Below are 19,781 nucleotides of genomic sequence, written 5' to 3'. Positions count from 1 at the left end.
CTAAGTATAGTCTCTCTCTTTCTTGCTAGCCCTTCATAGAACCCAACATGGCACCTTTGGCAAAATGCTTTTGCAGGAACGGATACACACAAACTATTGGTAAGGTAGCTACAACGATAACAGCCATTTTAATTGATTGATCTGGCGGTGGAACAGCAGCATCCAGTGTAGCGCTGTGATCCATACCGCTGGCAAGGACGACAATTTGTCTGAGCAGAACCTGTATTGGCCATTTCGCACTATCATTCAAATACAGAATCGCATTCATGTAGGTATTCCAATACGTTACCGCATAGAACAATCCGATCGTCGCTAACGCAGGTAAGGATAGTGGCAATACAATCCGAAATAATATTCCAAAATCATTACAACCATCAATTTTGGCCGATTCCTCCAAACCTTCAGGTATATTTTGGAAAAAGTTTCTCAAAATGATCATATTAAAGGCACTAATCGCTGACGGTAGAATCAGTGAGGCGTACGTGTCAATTAGTCCTAATTCCTTCACCACGAGGAACGTTGGAATCATCCCACCATGAAAAAGCATGGTGAACACAACCATGAAGTTAACCACTTTACGACCATCCAGATCTTTTCTGGTAAGAGCGTAGGCCATCAAAGAAGTTATAAACAAACTAAAAATAGAACCAATTGCCGTGACACCAATGGAAACACCCATGGCTTTAAATATTGTATTCGTCGAAAAGATGAACTTGTACGCTTCCAGACTCCATACCTTTGGAATCAGTACAAATTTGCTAGAAGCTAGTTCTGCACTCGTTGTGAAAGAGCCTGCTACAACGTGAACAAGGGGAAGCACAGTAATTAAAGCAATGATCGCAAGCAGCGTAAAGTTTATAGCAGAAAAGATTCTACCACTGATTGTTTTATCTTCTACCATTTCGATTCCTCCCACAAAATATCAATAAACGCCTTCTTCTCCCATTTTCTTGGATAATTTATTCACCATCATCACCATTACAAAGCCTACAATCGATTTAAAGAATCCAATAGCTGTACTGTAACTAAACTGCCCCTGTCTCAAACCAGCAGTATATACATACGTATCGATAATTTCCGCAACTTCTCGATTCATGGAGTTAAGTAGCAGATATACATGTTCAAATCCAAGATCAAGAACGGAACCAATTTTCAGAATAAATAATGTAATAATTACGCCTCTAATCGCTGGAAGAGTGATATGCCAGACTTGTCTAAGTCTTCCAGCTCCGTCCATACGCGATGCTTCATAAAGCCCTGGGTCAATCGCAGCTATGGAAGCTAGATAAATAATCGTTCCCCAACCTGCTTCTCTCCAAATCACCTGAATAATATACATGGGCCTGAACCACCCTGGATTAAGCAGGAAATTGATTGGTTCAAAGCCAAAATAGACAAGCAGCTCGTTGATAATCCCTCCATCCATCGTGACCATTACATAAGAAATGGAGACGATGATAACCAATGACAGAAAATGGGGCAAATAGAAGATCGTCTGAAAGGTTCTTTTGAAAAAGCTGCCTTGAAGTTCATTTAACATCAGGGCAAGAATAATCGGCATCGGGAAATAGATAAGAATATTTAATCCGAAAAGAATAAGTGTGTTCACTAATATATTTAAGAAATCCGGCTCTGTGAACAACCTGCTGAAATGCTTCATCCCTACCCAGTCACTACCGTTGATCCCTTGATAGGGTTTGTAATCCTGAAATGAGATAATTAATCCGTACATTGGAAGATATTTAAAAATCAAAAAATACAGTACTCCCGGAGTTAGCATGACGTAGAGCCATTTATTTCTCCACAGCCGCTTTTTCAGTTCGCTGCTGCTTTTATAAATTTCAGGCTTAGGATTCATTTGAGGAGCTGAGCTGGGCTGTGCGGTGACTTCCTGCATGATATTCTTCCTTTCTCCTTCTTTATTCAAACACGATATTTCTGAACCCAGTGAGGAATAGAAAAGGTTGTTGAAACAAGATCAACAACCTTTTCAGCTACAATTTGTCGCTTAACTATTCGAGTACGGGTTACTATTTTTTGTATAACGCGTTGTATTCTTCAATAATCTTATCTCCACCACGGCTCTTCCAGTTCTCTACTTCCTTCTCAAATCCAGCCTTGTCAATCTGACCATAAATATATTTATAGGTTGCATCTGTAATAATCTGTTGAAGCTCTACGCCTTTTTCTGTATAGGTAGCCGAATCCATAGCAGCTGTTGGATCCGCTACACCAACTTTGACATTCTCAAGAACCAATTGATCTGCATGAATTCTTCCTGGCAGCGTGTTATAGTTCTCGTACATTCCATTGGTTTCAGCTTCGCCGATAACACTGTCCTTATATCCCTTTACTTCACGTTCAATCAATTCTTTGTCGTCAGTAGCTTTCGCTTTACCGTCTTCAACGGTATAGTGAGTACCTTCAATTCCCCAATACATCAAATTAGCTACTTCTGGGGTCATCATTTGATCAAAGAAAGCAAGAATCTTCTTCAGCTCTGCCTCATCCTTGACAGCAGATTTCGGGAACAAGACAACATTGTTATAGCCTGGAATCATCCATTGAGCATATTTTCCATCTGGACTTGCAACCATACTATGCGCATCCAAAACAGCGTCAGGGTTATTCTTAATAGTATCTTTATTGAGGGAATCAATATCTTGCATGGAGCCCCCAATATAGAGTCCACCCTTTCCAGCCTTAAACATATTTACTGCATCCGTTTTACTGGTGGCAGCGAAATCTTGATTAATGTATCCGCCATCACGAGCTTTTTTGAAAAAATCCATTGTGTCGAAATATTCATCGAAGGTAAATTCAGGCGCTAATTTGCCATCCTTCTCACCCCAGGTATTCGGTGTTCCGAACCAAGACGAAACAGTTTTGAAAGCTCCATAGGTCAACTCATTACGGTCAATAATACCGGTAGTATCTTTCTTTCCATTACCGTCTGGATCTTGTTCTGTGAAGGCTTTAGCCATTTCAAATAATTCATCTACATTAGCTGGTGCAGCAAGTCCTAATTTATCTGCCCAGTCTTTGCGGTAAATGATCCCTTGGCGTGCAAGTGGACGCCCGATATATAGGGTATAAAGCTTGTCATCTACTTTCGTGTTATTAAGAATTTCTGGTTTCAATTTGCTCAAATTCGGAAATTCGCTTAATAGTGGACCGATTTCCCAGAATTGCCCGTCTTTTATCGCTTCTTTCATCTGAATGAAGGTTGTCTGATTCTTCAAATATGTTACTTGCGGCAATGAACCCGTTGCAAAAGATGAATTCAGTTTTTCTTCATAAGTATCAGCCGGAAAAAATTGATAAGTCAGCTTCGTGTTGGTCAATTTCTCAAGTTCATTCTTAATCGTATCAGGCGGAGTCTCTGATGTATTCAATGGAAGCATGATTTTGATTTCTGTAGGTTCCTCTTTAGGTGCTTCAGTCTCTTCCACCTTCGTAGTGTTCTCTGCACTTGTAGTTGGGGCTGCTGCTTCTTCTTTGTTATTGTTGTTACCACCGCATCCAGCTAACAATGTGCTGAATGTTAACAGTGCTGTTAACAACATGGTGAAGGATTTCTTCTTCATACCATTTTGACCTCCATAATTTGTATTGGTTACGAGTTCCACGTTACATCGTCGGCAAGGTTACGAAAACAATCATTTCCCCATAACGGCGCGTTCTGAAAGGGATCTGAGCAAATGATTATCGGGATATCGCAGCACAAAAAAAATCCACCGCATTATCCGCAGTGGATTAAAACCTTTTTAACCTATTTACTTTTCTGTCCCAAACTCAGCCTCAGCATATTCCTTAATAATAAGATTGCCTCCACGAGCTCTCCATTTCTCAACCTCTTGCTGGAATCCCTCGACGGTAATGTTACCTAATATATAGTTATATGTAGCATCCACAATGATTGAAGATAACTCCATATTCTTCTCATCAAAAGTAGATGAGCTCAGAGAAACTGTCGGGTCATCAACCAGAAAAGATTCATTATCTTTACTCAACTGATCTGCTAGAGAGGTTAATTGCTCCTTCTGAGCCACTTCCATAATGTTTTTATTACTAATATCCGCGATCATTAAAGCATATAGCGGATTCACTTCCTGTACCCGCAGTTGTGAGGTTTCCTCGGGAAGGATAATTTTGCCGCCTTCAAGCTTGTAATGCCGTCCCTCAAAGCCATACATCATTATATTGGCTACATCTTTATCCATGGTCCGATCAAAAAATCCAAGCACCTGCCGAAGCTCCTCCTCTGTGGCAATGGACTTTTTGGAAAAGAGATACAGTCCGTTGTAATTGGGGATAGACCACACTTTATATCCATCAGGCCCCTCGATACGATTGATCAGCGTAAGTTCAGCCTTTGGATTGTATGCTTGAGCTTCAATTGACAACCGCTGCACATCAGTCATGCTGCCAATAAACACACCAGCGATACCGTTAATGAATTTATCGCGTTGAACCTCTTTACTGGTAAGAGCAAAGTCCTGATTTATGATTTTTTCATCATATAATTTCTTCATAAAATTCATTGTGTTCATATACTCCGTTGTTACGAATTCCGGAACAAATTGATGATTCTCTAGCTTCCAATTATTTGGTGTGCCAAAATAAGAGCTTAGTGTCTTAAATACACCATAAACAAGATCATTACGATCGACTAATCCAAGGGTATCTTGTTTGCCATTCTGATCCGGATCGTTATATGTAAATTGCCTCATTACTTCATATAGGTCATCTAAGGTCTGTGGATTGCTTAAATGAAGAGTGTCCAGCCAATCCTTACGTATTATGACACCCTGTCTGGAGGAAGGGCGTTCTGTATACAGGCCGTAGATCTTACCATCAACAGCTGTCTGCTTAAGAATAGCGGGGTCCAGTGCTTTAAGATTGGGGAACTCCTGAAGATATGGGCCGATCTCCCAAAATGCTTCAGAACGGATGGCGTTTTTCACCAGATTATAGTCTGAGAACTTCACAAAGGTGACTTTTCCCAAGGAATTAGTGGTCAACGCTGTGTTCATTTTATCGGTATAAACACCCTCAGGCACCCACGTGATATCAAGCTCCACCCCTGTTAATCTTTCAATCTCAGCCATAATATTTTTTGAAGGCTGCTGTGGAAAATGAAGGGGTGCCAAGATGGAGATGCTCGGGCGAGCTTCTTGCAGTGTGGAACCAGCGGACTTTCCATCACTGCAAGCGCTTAACATAGGGAAAACAAGCATGAAAAATAAGCAGCAACAAAACGTTGCCCTTCTACACATAAATTGTCTAAACATTTCTACAGCCTCCTAAGGTATTGTAAGGATTTTCACCCTACAGCTTGAAGATTTTCCATTTTGTAGTCATAATTAGGGTTAATGATTATTGCAGAACGAGATGATTATTGTTATTTTCCACCAGGTTTCATACACTAAGAACAAGTGTCTACTTCTACATAAGTAAAGGTGCTGAGTCCCGTGAGACCATTAAGCTTTTTAAGTAAATTAACGATTTTTGCCTTTGTAATTAGCACGTTGCCGGTGATATTCATCGGTTCTTTTTCCTATTTCACATCATCTAATGAGATCCAAAAGAACGTAAACAACAGTAAAATGGAACTTATATTACAAATCACCTCAAATGTAGAACATAAGTTAACAACTGTCAATCAAACATTAAACCAAGTGATCAACTCTAGTGTATTAAAAAAAGCACTAAATAACCCTTTAAATGAAACCGATTTCATTTTATATAATGATTTAAGAAACGAAATCCGCAATATGCAATCCTTCGATACGAAACTTGAGGATGTCATCCTGCTCAATCAGCAGCAGAACTGGATGATCAAAAATTCAGGCGTCTACCGTCTGAATGAATACAAAAACCACGCGCAACTCTCTAATCTAATGAATATAGCTGACGATACTTCATGGATTTTGAATCCATCGTCCTTATTTTATAGCGAGGAGAGCATTAACGTCACTGGCTGCAATTACAGCATCAGTCTTATCAAAAAGCTTCCCACCAATAAGCTGCAAAAATATGGTCTTGCCCTAGCTAATATTCCGGTCTGCAGTCTTCAGGATTTCATTAATTCAGATGTGCAGCCACTCGATGACATTATCGTTCTGGATCAAGCTGGCCGCTTCCTGCTCCATCCGGATACCAGCTTAATCGGAAAACCTAAAGAGCAAGGCGGATTTAAGGAAGTCCCTTTAATCTCTGATCCTTCTAAACAATCCGGACAGTTCAAGACTGTGATCAACAAAAAGAATTACTCCGTCACTTTCATGCGTTCTCAGTTAAATGGCTGGGTTTATCTATCGGTTACTTCCATGGAAAGCTTGACGAAGGAGTCCAATAAAATTGGTATGTTTACGATAATCGTGTGTACCTTTATGCTCTTATTCTCCATTCTTCTGGCCTGGATCGGCTCCAGGCGTATGTACACCCCTATCGAAAGACTGCTTAATCAGATGGGCCAACGCAAACCGGATATTAAATCGAGACATCGCAATGAATTTCAGATTATAGGAGAACAAGTTCATTCTTTGTTCCAATCCAAATCACAGCTGGAAAAAGAAGTCCGGCAACACTTTCAGCAGGTTCGTACGTTTTTTCTGATCAATGCCTTCCACGGCAATGTTAAGAAACGTGATTTACTCGAAGAATTAGGGCAATTCGGTTACCAAACCCAGCTTGAAGAATGGAAAACCATGGCAGTAATTACGTTGTCTATTGATTATGCCGAGGATTCCAGCTATGAGAAAAAAGATCTCAGCCTCTTATTGTTCGCTGCCCACAATATGATCGAAGAGTTAATCTGTCCTGAACAACGGCTGGCTCCAGTGATCATGGACCATGCGGTAGTCGTATTATTGGGCAGTCCAGATTGCGATACCCAATCTTTTCATAAGACACTGTATTCGTTAACGGAGAAGCTGCAGCAAGAAATAAATAATTATCTAAAGGTGCAGGTGAGTATTGGGCTGAGCCTGCCCTTCAACGCCTTCGATAAACTAGCCATCGCCTACAGAGAAGGTCTTGAAGCACTGAAGCATCGCATTAAGCTTGGCAAAGGCGTTATTATTCAATATGAGAACATTAACTCCGGCAAACATTATCTGAACTTGAACTACCCTACGCATAAAGAAAACGATCTAATGGATGCGATCAAGCTGGCTGAAACGGATAAAGCCAAGGAACTGATTCATTTGCTTTTTAAATCTATCTTTGCCCTTGAGCTTTCACCACAGGAATATCAAATCCCGTTGACCCGCTTACTCAATAACTTGCTCATTATGATGCAGGAATCGGGCATTAGCTTAAATCAGATCTATCATGCTAATGGCTCTATTTTTGAGGAATTACATGACCTTCATACCGTGGCTGAGATTGAGGATTGGTTCTGGAGCATGGTCATCTACCCGATGATCAAAATTTTTATCAGCAGGCAAAATGCCCAATACCAAAACATCTCTGAGAAAATCATTGATCTGATCCAACATGAATATGATACGGATCTAACCTTGGAAGAATGCGCTTCACGGCTGCATTACAACGCCAACTATATCAGCAGTGTCTTCCGTAAGGAGACCCAATACTATTTCAGCGAATATTTAACGATGTACCGATTTAAAATGGCGAAAAAATGGCTGCAGGAAACCGATATGCCGATCAAAGATATCGCAGCCAAATTAAGATACAACAATTCTCAGAATTTCATTCGATCTTTCCGTAAACAGGAAGGGATGACCCCTGGACAGTACCGGGATAACAATACAGGCGCTAAATCCAAACCAACATTTGACGAATCTATGTAAAAATCACAAAATAATCGTTCAAGGCCGAATCTAAAAAAAAAAGAGTCTCTCTTTTTTTCGGAAAATATGTTAACGTGTGCATATAACCATTTAGGGAGGAATTTGAACGCAATGTTGAACTTTCGTCTAAATACTAACCGTGTAGAACAAGATACGATTTCTCAGGAAACCTCACTACTCACCCTCTATCCGCTCGAGACGGATCACCCCCGTCCTTTTATATTGGTATTGCCTGGTGGAGGTTATCAGCACTTAGCCAAACATGAAGGAGAACCTGTGGCTCAATGGCTAAACAGTCTAGGTATTCATGCAGGTGTACTAGATTATCAGGTCGGAGATTTCAACGTCTCTTCTTTGTTAAATGATGTTGAGGAAGCTCTCAAATGGATTAGGGAAGCACCCAAAGCTTGGAATGTGATCTCAGACAAAGTAGGGATGATTGGATTCTCGGCAGGAGGACACTTAGCTTCTATCTTTTCTACCACTAGAGCAGAGAAACCAAACCTTCTTCTATTAGGTTACCCTGTAATCACTTTCCAAGAGCCCCATTCGCACAAGGGAAGCCGGCTACATTTTCTTGGAGACGACCCATCACAAGCGGAGCTTGACTCCTTTTCCTCAGAAGCCCAGGTGGATTCACTCACACCTCCAACCTTTATCTGGACAACAGCGAACGATGCCAGCGTTCCCGTGGAGAATAGTCTGTTGTTCGCCTCTGCCCTGTCTAATCAGGGAATTCCTTTTGAATTACATATCTTTGAAGAAGGGCGGCATGGTTTAGGGCTTGCTAAAGAACACCCTCATTGCCAGCAATGGCTTTCCCTTGCTGAGAATTGGTTAAGGGAACGCCAATACGTTAAAGGAGAAGAAGACCTTATGAGACAACAACTATTTATTGCAGGCGATTCCACTGCGGCCATTAAAGGCGCTGGAGAAAAACCTATGACCGGCTGGGGAGAATACCTGCAAAGTTATTTTCGGACTTCTATTCAAATCCAGAATCGTGCAATTAATGGTCGAAGCACCAAATCGTTCATAACAGACGGCCGCCTCGATGCTATCAGAAAAGACTTCCAACCCGGCGACTACCTGTTTATTCAATTTGGACATAACGATGAGAAAAAAGATGATCCATTACGTTACACCGATCCTGAAACCGAATATCGCCATAATCTCATTCAATATATAGATGCTGCTAGGCAGCTAGGGGGGACTCCGGTTCTGTTAACCTCTGTAAGTCGCCGCCGCTTTAACGCCGATGGAGAGCTGGACCCGTTTGCTGTAGGTGCTTATCCCGAGGTAATGAGACAAGTGGCTGAAGAAACGCACACTCCGCTACTTGATATTTTCGCAGCCTCGCAAGCGCTCTATCGTTCATTAGGCGAAGAGGAATCCAAGAAGTTATTCATGCATTTGCCAGCGAAAACACATCCCAATTACCCAAATGGGGTTACGGATGATACTCATTTCTCAGATGAAGGTGCCCGGCAAATTGCTAAACTTGTGGTTCAAGCTCTTAAACAAAATACAGCCTCATCTCTATCAAACTTACAACAACTTTTATAAGGAGTGATCCAAGATGTCTCTAATTAAAGAAGTTATTACGGAGTACTATCGTATCCCTTTGCCAGAAATCATGGAGGATGCTAAACATGGCTTGCATACTCATTTTGAAGTTCCCATTGTCAAAATTAGAACGGATGACGGTCGTGAAGGTGTAGGTTATACCTATACTGGCGGATTTGGCGGCAAAGCGATCTGCTCACTAATTGCTAATGAATTAACACATATCTTAGTTGGCAAAGACGCCAGCTGTGTGGAAAGTATCTGGGAGCAGATGAACTGGGGAATACATTATGTTGCTCGCGGGGGCTTGGCTAGCTTCGCCATTGCGGCATGTGACATTGCGTTATGGGATTTACGTGCAAAGAAAGCAGATGAACCTCTCTACAAACTTCTGGGTGGCGCAAGCAATGAGGTAAAATGTTATGGTGGAGCGATTGATTTAAACTTCCCATTAGAAAAGCTCCTGCGCAACAATCAAAAATACTTAGATATGGGCCTCCAGGCTGTCAAAATTAAACTAGGCCAAAAAACATTAGCTGAAGATGTGGAACGAGTGGCTGCGGTACGCCAATTGGTCGGCCCGGATGTAGCCTTTATGGTCGATGCCAATATGAGCTGGAGTGTGGAAAAAGCGATAAAAGCCGCACGTGAATTTTTGAAATACGACATTCTCTTCCTAGAAGAACCAACGATTCCGGAGGATTATGCCGGCTATGCACGGATTGCTGAAGAAACAGGAATGGCCGTTGCAGGCGGAGAGAACTTGCGCACATTAACCGAATTCCATCACATGCTGCAATATGGTCATGTTGATTTTCCTCAACCTGATGCTTCCAATATAGGCGGGATAACGGGCTGGTTAAAGGTAGCTCACTTAACACAAGCCTATAACCTTTCTGTTTCCACACATGGGATGCAGGAATTGCACGTTAGTTTGTTAGCAGCTATGCCAAATGCAGGTTATCTCGAAATGCATAGCTTCCCTATCGATCAATACACTACACGTCCGCTAGTGATTAATAAAGACAATGGGATGGCAGTTGCGCCAGAAGTAACGGGCACTGGTGTTACCTTTGACTGGGACAAATTAGCACCTCACAAACAACAATACTAATAGGAGCGATCGGTCATATGAGCATTCCCCTTCAACTAGGTGTTCGAGCACATGATTTCACACAAGTTCCATTGCAAGAGTTAATTGAGAAGATTAAGTCCTATCATTTCACTCATATCCAGTTCGCACTTAAGAAATCTTTTCCTGATAGTGCCCCTAGCCTGACGGCTATAAGCCCTGGAACAGCCAGCTATTATGGCAATGCCTTTAGACAGGCAGGTATTCAGATTGCGGTTCTGGGCTGCTATGTAAATATTGTAGACACCGATCCTCACAAACGGGCGCAAGCGTTATCCGCGTTTAATACCCATCTGCGCTTGGCCCGGGATTTCGGCGCTAGTCTGGTAGGTACGGAAACCGGAAGTGTGGGACTTGGGTATACCACAGATAATTTTACAGAAGAAGCCTTCCAAGAGGTGGTGGCATCAGTTAAGGCCATGGTGGCGGAGGCCGAACGTTTTGGTGTGACGGTAGGAATCGAAGCAGGCCTTCATCATCCGCTGTACACCGCGCCCTTAACCCGCCGACTTCTGGATGAAGTCCCTTCTAACAATCTTCAGGTCATATTGGATTGCGCAAATCTAATGTCGCCTACAAATTACTTGCATCAAGAAGCTATTATTACGGAGGCTTTGAAGCTTCTAGGAAATCGAATTGCTGTCATTCATTTAAAAGACTTTATCGTCCAAGAAGGAGCCATAAAAATAGTCCCTGTAGGTCAAGGGTGGCTAGAGTTTGAGCCGATCCTTCGTTATATGAAATATGAACGTCCTCATATTCAAGGAATCCTGGAAAGCACTCCTGAGTCACATTTAGGAGAAAGCATTACTTTTTTACAACAGATATACGAATCCTTGTAGGGCTTCATCCCATTAAAACTAATAAATCCACTGCACACCTCTTTATCTTACCTGGTGCAGTGGATTTTTATATTCTGTTTAACATCCGTTTGACCTCCATCAAATAATCGCCTGTTATGATCAGGGCATCAAGAGTACCTGGGAGGGGTTCCATGCGTCTTGCTTTATTCACGGACACATTTCTTCCGCAAACCAACGGAGTTTCACGTACGCTTCAACGATTAACCACCCATTTGAAAGAGCGCGGTATTGAACATCTGCTTTTCTCACCAAAATCTGCTCCTGAAGACAGTTATGCCGATCCCATACGTCCCATTACCAGCATCCCCTTTTTCTTATACCCTGAATGTAGACTCGCACTGCCCAATATGTCCTCTATCCAATCAGAGCTGAAAGCTTTTCGTCCCGATCTGCTTCATATGGCAACTCCGTTCAATATCGGTCTCTGCGGCCTTCGTTATGCGCGCAAACATGATCTGCCCCATGTCGCCTCCTATCATACCCATTTTGACCGCTATCTTGAATATTACCGGATGAAAAAAATCGCTCCGCTCTATTGGAAATACATGAAGTGGTTTCACCGCTCCTGTGATGCCACCTTTGCACCATCCTACGAAACCCTCGATTCCCTCCAAGCTCAAGGCTTTCATCGCCTGAAGCTATGGTCCAGAGGCATCGACTGCCAGCAGTATACCCCCAAAAAACGCAGCCATGAGGTCCGTGAGCGCTACGGAATTACCGCACCGTTACTGCTTCTATATGTGGGAAGAATCGCCCCTGAAAAAGATATACAGACGCTTGCTCTCGCCATGCAGCAATTGCCCGAATCTATGCAATCTCAGGTTCATTGGCTGGTCGTTGGAGACGGTCCCCTTCTGCCGGAAATGCGGGCACAGGCGCCGCATAATGTCACGTTTACAGGCTATAAACATGGTGACGAGCTTGCCCAATTATATGCCTCAGCAGATCTATTCGTCTTCCCTTCCAGTACGGAAACCTTCGGTAATGTTGTCCTTGAGGCTATGGCCTCGGGACTGCCTGTCCTCGCAGTAAATGAAGGTGGGGCGAAGGATCTGGTCACACCCGGCCGCACAGGAATGATTGTCGAGCCCCGCTGCCCGGATGCTTTTATTCGTGAGATTTGTGCTTGTGTAGAGCATCCCCAAAAGCTAGCTGCTATGGGGCATGAAGGCCGACAGCTGGCACTCGGCCGCTCTTGGGAGAATATTTTTGATGGACTCATCCGCGATTATGAAGAGATCATTGAGAATAGGCGTTATGATCTTATACCGGCTTTACTACCATTAATATAATAATGACGATAGTAAGTACATGAACCGCCGCTTCTAGCGGAGCGATCTTGTTCATAGCGGTAGTATAACCATCAGGAATTTCTTCCCCTTCGCTGCTCATTACGAGCTGGGTTAGCTTTTTCAATCGGGGCTCAACCATTCCAATAATAATCACTTCGATCACGATAAAAAATAATAACGACAGATTTAACCACAACACCGACAAGCCCATTTTATCTATGATCATTAACAAAATACCTGTAACGATCAGGGTGATCCCACCTGTCTTAGGGAATCTGTTTATTTTCTTCATAAGACCAAATACAAAACGAAGCTGACTGCCTGTCTTGGCTGAGCTTGTCAGTATTGGCAGCACAAAAGCTGGTCCAATTCCCACTATGGATGCTATAACATGTATAACTACCACAAGCTTTGAGATCATATGCGTCAAATCCATATTTACAATCCCCCCTATCATTCGTTGTTTAGATTCATATGAGGCTGATAGGAGAATTAGTCTTGCAGAATCCTTTAAATCTTAGATAATCTAAAAAAAGCGCCTAGCCGGATATTACCGACTTAGGCGCTTTTTCAACAAATATTCAGTTATTTTACCGTAACTTTCATGATCGCACTCTCATTTACCCCTTGATCATTCAACAGCTCAGCCCGGTATTCATAGACGCCTGGAGAACGGTTAGTAATAGAAGTAGAAGCCGTTTGTGCGTTTGGGGTGTCCGCTGTTAAAGTCTGAGTATCGATCAGTATTCCGTTCTCATACAAGCGATACTCTTTGCCGTTCATCCCCCACCATAAATTCATAGTCACTTTATACTCTCCATCGCCATCCCAGTTGTCATTGGACAACACCGGCTTAGCTGGTGCAGCATCCTTCACGATAACCACATGAGCAGCAGACACCGTTGTGCCAAAAGAATTGGTCAGCTCAGCCGTATAGGTGTAGGTTCCGTTTTCTTTTCCGGTAATATTAGTCACTGCAGTCTGTGCAGCTGGGGAATCATCACGTAAGGTTTGCGTGTCGATTAAGGCACCGTTCTCATATAGCTTGTAGACCGTACCATTATTGCCCCACCACATATTCATTGTGATTTGGTAATCCCCGTCCAAAAGTCCTGTATCCTGCCCATTATTATTGGATAGAACCCATTGCCCCGGAACACCTGTAGCCTTCTGAGGTCCACTTACGAACACAATCACTTGTTCTGTCGTCGAAAGTCCAGCGTTATTAATGGCTGTTGCGATGAACGTATGCGCTCCCGCAAGCCCTGTGAGTGGAATCTCATCTCCATAAACGACAGGTTTACCATCAAAGGTAATATCCAGACTGCGAATGCCAGACTCTGGATCTTCCGCTACGACCTGCACCTTCAATACATCCGTTTCACTCATTTGAGCAGAAGGTAAACCAGAAATCGTAGGTGGTGTAGTATCTTCAGTTTCTCCCGGTGAGCCTACATATTGAATTTTTGGAGCCGCTGGTTGTTCCATCCCTTCACCAAGAAAGAATCCAGGGTGCGGAGGTTGATTATAGCCTACATTTTGCCAAGCTACTGCCAGGCGGTAGATCGGATCATGCATCAATGTGCGAATACGATAATCTGTCATATCCGTTGTTGTGTAGATCCGTAGTTCAGAACTGTCCGTTGCCCGCCAGATCACTTCTTCACGCCAATCCCCGAACAGATCTGCCTGCAAGCTTGGATTCGCCTTGGTGCCATTATTTGAAGAAGCACCTACAGCCGTCAATAAGTTAACCGTTGTCTGGTTGGTATAGTCCCACTTATCCACTCGATTCGCATCCAGTAATTCACGTAAAAGATCACTATCCCACCAAATACCAAAATTCGTGGAGGAAGGCAGTTTTTTAGTGATTAGTTCCCCTTGCGCACTGTATAGGCCCGTAACAGGTATATGCTCCTCATTGGTGATCGTTGCAGCCCATACCTCTTCGCCAGCATATCGCGGATCAATATCTGCTGACATTCCCCGTCCAGTATCAATCCCCGTGAATACACCCCATAATATTTCTCCTGTAGCTGCATCACGCATTTCAATCCCATACTTCGAATCGGTATGCTCATGAACATCAAAGACTTCCAGCCCGGGTCTGGTAGGATCAAGGTCTCCGAAATGAATTGCATCACCATGGCCAAGCTTTGTATTATACAGCGGCAATCCGTCATCGTCGATTGCCATCGCGCCGAAGGTTATTTCGTCCTTGCCGTCGCCGTCCACATCGCCTACAGAAAGATTGTGGTTTCCTTGACCAACGTAGTCTCCATATCCTTCATCATTAGAATCGAAACGCCATACTTTCTCGAGCTTGCCCTCGCGATAATTGTAAGCTGCAAGTACGGTTCTAGTATAATAACCGCGGCTAAAAATCACGCTTGGCTGCTCGCCGTCTAAATAAGCTACAGCTGCCAAAAAGCGGTCTACACGGTTACCATAGGTATCCCCCCAAGCGCCAACATCTCCACGTGGCGGATCATAATCAACGGTATCCAATGCCCGGCCTGTTGCCCCTTCGAACACCGTTAAATATTCATTGCCCAGCAGCACATAACCCGAACTGTTACGATAGTCTGCACTGGCATTGCCGATGACTTTTCCTTGACCGTCCACTGTGCCATCTGCCGTCTTGATCATAATTTCGGCACGTCCATCACTATCCAGATCATATACCAGGAATGGAGAATAGTGTGCGCCGGCACGAATATTAGGCCCTAAATTAATCCGCCATAAGCGAGTTCCATCTAATTTATAAGCGTCCATATAGACAAGTCCAGTATACCCAGCTTGAGAGTTATCCTTGCTGTTCGAAGGTGACCACAGCATGATGATTTCATATACACCATCACCGTCCAAATCACCTACACTTGCATCTCCCGCACTATACGTATACGGTTGACCATCCTTGGTGTAATCATCTGCTGGCTTTTGCAAAGGGATCGATAGATATTGCTTCTGCCATACGCTGAATGGTTCCGAAGCAGATTTCTCGACTCCATTGATTACTGATGTGATTCTATATTTGGCATCCTCCGTGCCTTTAGTATCGAGATAGTTCGTGTTTTGAGTAATCAACGAATCATTAAGTTTCTTATCGCCACGATACAGATTGAATCCTATCGTTTCCGGATCCAGACCTAACATCCGCCAGCTGATATAAACACCCTCATCTGTCTTAACCGCTACAGGCGCACGATCCAGCGCCTCCATCTTCCGGTATAATGTTGTCACCGCTGAGGTTTCCAACGTAGCGGATAGATCAGAGATGCCGCCTGCATTTACCGAGGCTACTTTGTAATAGTAAGGAATGGTAGTCAGAACGGTCGTGTCTGTGTACGAAGCTTCGAATGATTTGCCGATCAGGATGAACTCACTGTCTGCGGATTTCGCACGATAAATGTTGAACATCCGTGCATCCGGTACCTCATTCCAAGTAAAGGTCACATCATTTTTGTTCGTAGATTGTACCGCTAGACCACTAGGTACGGCTGCTTTTGCTACGGAGGGGTCAATCATAGACACTTTTAGCGCATTGGAGCCTACAGATTCCAGTCCCGTGCTGTCGACCGAAGTTACCGTATAGATATATTCCATACCAATATCCGCAGTGGTATCTGTGTAGAGCGGCTCTGTTGTTTCGCCCAGCAGCTCTGCACTATTCGCAACCGTAGCCTGACGATATACACGGTATTTCAGCGCACCCTCCATACTATCCCAAGAAAGATTAGCAGTGATAGGCTCACTGTTTAAATCCAGGCTACCCAGTTTCAGATTCGTTGGGGCTAATAATAACGGTGTGATCTCCAGCCCATTGAGATGAGCGGTTGTGCCACTAAAGACAAGATTCATCTGCCCGTCTTTGACAGCAATCTGGTTATACAGCTTCTCAGCAATATTTTCCTTACCTGAGGAGACTGTTCCGTAATCTTTGCCTTCAATGGCTACATTCGTCTTGGCAGATCCAATCCAATCTCCTGTATAGGTCTTAACAGAGTAATAACCATTGGGTAAATCAACTTTGAATTCATACGATCCTCCAAAATAAATCACAAAATCTCTGCGCAGATCGTCCGTCGCATTTCCCCGATCCCGATCAATCATCCCTGCACTCGAGGTCAAACCATATCCACGTTCTGGGGTATACAGGACATTCACATTCACTTCCGTATAACCCGCAGCAACGGGTGAACCAACAGGTCCAAAATCATAACGATACTGAGCGGATTTCGTAGTCAGCTTCACTTCATCTGAAGGCTCAGACTCTCCTAGCCCGTTCACTGCAGTCACTCTTACCGAGTAGCTTTGACCTTCAACCAACCCGCTTAATGTCAATGAAGGGACAGTTGAAGTTCCCGCTAAGGTATAAGCAGATTCGGCTTCTGCCGCTAGCTTACGATAGATTTTATAGATATCTGTACCTTCTACTTTATTCCATTTCAGTACTGCACCTGCATTACTGATACTCCCAGCTACAAGACCTTCAGGCTTCACAGGCACCGTTTCCGGCTGTTTGATGTCCTGCACAAAGCTGGAGAGTGGAATATTTAATTCCCCTATTCCTTTGGCCAGCAGACGGGCCATTTGAATGGCTCCGTATTCTTGAAAGTGAGTATCGTCTGTCGAGCCATTTGGGAAAGCACCATATATCCCTGCATCGAGGTGAAGGAATACAGAGCGTGTAGCTGCAAAACCGATAGAATTGTAATAAGCTACACTGAGTGCGCTAAGATCGACCAAATCAACATCAAGTTCACTTGCTACTTCTTTCATAGCCTGCACATATTCTGGAAAGCTCACATTAAATTTTTCGCTCGCGGCATTATAATCTCTGCGGCCCATGGGGGTCACCAGAATCGGAGTTGCTCCTCTTTGCCTAGCTCCATTGACATATGTTTTTAAATAAACTTTGTAATCGGCTGGAGAAGCATATCGGTCTGGAACGCTAATCGTTGCGTCATTATGACCAAACTGGATCAGGAAATAGTCACCCGGTTGGATCTTACGCAGTACTTCATCCAGCCTTCCCTCGACAATAAATGACTTAGAGCTGCGGCCTCCGATAGCGTGATTCTTAAACGTTACTTCCTCACTAAAGAAATCAGGAATCATTTGTCCCCAGCCTGCTTGTGGTATCCAATAAGGATCATAAGTCTGCACGGTTGAATCACCCGCAATATAAACCGTTGGCAATTCATTAGCAGGACGGTCTGGCTGCTTAGTAATCACCAGTGCATTGATATTTGGCTTAGTGCCAGAGAACACCAAGTTCATTTGTCCATCCACCAAAGCGATGTCAAAGCTCATTTCCAAATACTGGCCTGCTGTTTTGCTCGTCTGTTGAACTTTTTGAATGGATTCGACTTTGATGCCAATCTCTGTTTCTCCGGCGCTGTCACCAGCGATAAGTGACACTGTATAATCGCCATTCGGTAAATCTACATTAAAAGTTGCATCCTTAGGGACCACAAAATCTGATCGCAAAGGATCTGAGGTTCCTCGGTCTACCCCAGTTACTTTCGATATATCTGTAAATCCATATTTAACCTCAGAGGAATAAGATACCCCTGCATCTACCTTAAGATAACCTTCAGCCACAGCACCCGGACCAAAATCAAAGGAATAAACATCTCCTTCTGGCAAAGTTCCAGGAGGCGTATACACGGCGCTTTCCACCTTGTCAGATAGCTCTGATTCGCCTTGGTCATTGGCTGCCTTCACCCCATAATATTGCCGTTTTGAGGTGTCCGCTGAGGCATCCGTAAATGTCGTCTTCTCTGACTGGCCAATCTCATGGAATGTTCCATCTGCTGAATCAGACCTTAAGATCGTATAGCGGCTAGCTCCAGCCACACTGTTCCAATTCAGTTGAACAGAACTTACACCGACACTGACAATTGAAAGACCGGTTGGTGCTGCGGGAACCTCTCCCCCCGGAATTTTGTCTACGGTCACAGATGCGCTCAAAGCAGATTCCTCACCCTTTCCATTTACAGCTGACACATTGTAAATGTAACCACTGCCTTCATTTACATCTGAATCCACGTAGCTGTTAGCAGCAGCTTGACCTATGGCTTGAAGGGTTCCACTAGGAAGAACCGTTCGATAAATATTGTAATAGACTGCTTCTGTCACGCTGCTCCACCCTAGAGATACCTCAGTGGGAGTGATATTATGAACCACTAATCCCTCAGGGGCTTTCAATGGACCTGGTACAATCTGCTGAATAATTAGTCCATTTAAATATCCGCCAACCCCTGTACCCGTAATGCCGACGGTCAGTTGACCATCTTGAACAGTCGTCCGGTAGGTAGCTTGATTTACAGCTTGCTTGCTGCTTATCGACCCAGCCGTGCTACCTTCCAAAGTAATCGTAGTTTTGGTTGTACTTGTACCTGCTAGTAAATCTCCTGAGTATACAGTCACATCGTAATCCCCATTAGGAAGATCCACCAAAAAAGAATAGGACAGTCCCAATACAAAATCGTTGGTCATATCGTCTCCACCCGAACGATTCCTTGAAGCAACCGCCTGATCTAAACCATACCCTAGCTCATTCGTATATAACTTAGATTCATGCACGCCTGTATAACCACTTATAACAGGACTTGTTGCTGTTCCAAAATCATATTGCAAGGTTATTGGACCTGAAGCTGCACTGGCCTGTTGCACCCCAAATGTTGTAGATGGAAGTATTGATGAACAAATGAAGATCCACGACAATAACACCATAAATATTTTATTTCCAAGCTTATTCCTCTTCATCTTCTGTGCTTCACCCGCTTTCTTATGATTAAAAGAACTTAGTACGCATCTAGCCCCGTTGTAGTAAACGCTTACAATAAGCTTCGTTGTCATTCGTTCTTCAAATATAAGTTCACTTCGTGCGCGTATCCCCTCCTCTTTGCTCAGGCAGCTGGATGGTAGATGATTCCAGTTTCACTCATATCCAACACGATACTACCACCTAAGTGTCACTCTGAACATTTAAAAAACAGATTTTATCATACACTAAACCGTTCAATTTCTTCGCCTATAGTTATAAAAACCTACGATTTGGGAAGAAGTTAGGACAGAAGAATCAGTGAGGGGACACCCG

The 19,781-nt window shown here is 43.5% G+C and carries 11 protein-coding genes; 5 read left to right on the top strand and 6 right to left on the bottom strand.

Going from position 1 to position 19,781, the window contains the following annotated elements:
- Positions 1 to 25: 25 nt before the first annotated feature.
- From NST40_RS09905 to NST40_RS09890, 4 genes are all read right to left on the bottom strand, one after another.
- Entirely contained in the window at positions 26 to 901 is an 876-nt protein-coding gene (locus tag NST40_RS09905; protein ID WP_036679255.1) for a carbohydrate ABC transporter permease, read from the bottom strand.
- Between the two features lie 21 nt (positions 902 to 922).
- On the bottom strand, positions 923 to 1,897 hold the full coding sequence (locus NST40_RS09900; RefSeq protein WP_036679252.1) for a sugar ABC transporter permease: 975 nt from the start codon (positions 1,895 to 1,897) through the stop codon (positions 923 to 925).
- A 133-nt stretch (positions 1,898 to 2,030) separates the two neighbouring features.
- A complete protein-coding gene (locus tag NST40_RS09895) occupies positions 2,031 to 3,587 on the bottom strand; it encodes an extracellular solute-binding protein (protein WP_076191234.1) in 1,557 nt (518 codons plus the stop codon).
- Positions 3,588 to 3,776: 189 nt separating this feature from the next.
- Positions 3,777 to 5,294 carry an extracellular solute-binding protein gene (locus NST40_RS09890; RefSeq protein ID WP_341001955.1) on the bottom strand — a complete coding sequence of 506 codons (1,518 nt, stop codon included), beginning with the start codon at positions 5,292 to 5,294 and terminating at the stop codon, positions 3,777 to 3,779.
- A 180-nt stretch (positions 5,295 to 5,474) separates the two neighbouring features.
- On the opposite strand from NST40_RS09890, the gene NST40_RS09885 reads away from it, so the two are divergent.
- The 5 genes from NST40_RS09885 to NST40_RS09865 all read left to right on the top strand — a co-directional run bounded on the left by NST40_RS09885 (position 5,475) and on the right by NST40_RS09865 (position 12,673).
- Positions 5,475 to 7,820, top strand: a complete 2,346-nt coding sequence (locus NST40_RS09885) for a helix-turn-helix domain-containing protein (RefSeq protein ID WP_076218529.1) — start codon at positions 5,475 to 5,477, stop codon at positions 7,818 to 7,820.
- A gap of 111 nt (positions 7,821 to 7,931) precedes the next feature.
- Positions 7,932 to 9,386 (top strand): GDSL-type esterase/lipase family protein, encoded by a 1,455-nt coding sequence (locus tag NST40_RS09880; RefSeq protein WP_342410639.1) that lies wholly within the window; start codon positions 7,932 to 7,934, stop codon positions 9,384 to 9,386.
- A 13-nt stretch (positions 9,387 to 9,399) separates the two neighbouring features.
- A complete protein-coding gene (locus NST40_RS09875; RefSeq protein ID WP_076124972.1) occupies positions 9,400 to 10,500 on the top strand; it encodes a mandelate racemase/muconate lactonizing enzyme family protein in 1,101 nt (366 codons plus the stop codon).
- A gap of 17 nt (positions 10,501 to 10,517) precedes the next feature.
- A complete protein-coding gene (locus tag NST40_RS09870; protein WP_342410637.1) occupies positions 10,518 to 11,360 on the top strand; it encodes a sugar phosphate isomerase/epimerase in 843 nt (280 codons plus the stop codon).
- 152 nt (positions 11,361 to 11,512) lie between these two features.
- Entirely contained in the window at positions 11,513 to 12,673 is a 1,161-nt protein-coding gene (locus tag NST40_RS09865) for a glycosyltransferase family 1 protein (RefSeq protein ID WP_342410636.1), read from the top strand.
- Here the strand turns inward: NST40_RS09865 and NST40_RS09860 are convergent.
- The gene (locus NST40_RS09860; protein WP_248549305.1) at positions 12,645 to 13,109 is read right to left on the bottom strand and encodes a DUF2269 family protein; all 465 of its coding nucleotides are present in this window, start codon (positions 13,107 to 13,109) and stop codon (positions 12,645 to 12,647) included. The genes NST40_RS09865 and NST40_RS09860 overlap by 29 nt on opposite strands.
- A 149-nt stretch (positions 13,110 to 13,258) precedes the next feature.
- Entirely contained in the window at positions 13,259 to 19,447 is a 6,189-nt protein-coding gene (locus NST40_RS09855; protein ID WP_342410635.1) for an SGNH/GDSL hydrolase family protein, read from the bottom strand.
- Positions 19,448 to 19,781: the final 334 nt, after the last annotated feature.

It is taken from the genome of Paenibacillus sp. FSL R10-2778 (assembly GCF_038593035.1).
Classification (GTDB): Bacteria; Bacillota; Bacilli; order Paenibacillales; family Paenibacillaceae; genus Paenibacillus_AQ; species Paenibacillus_AQ odorifer.
Note: the sequence above shows the minus strand (reverse complement) of the source record. Positions and strands in the feature narration are given on the sequence as shown.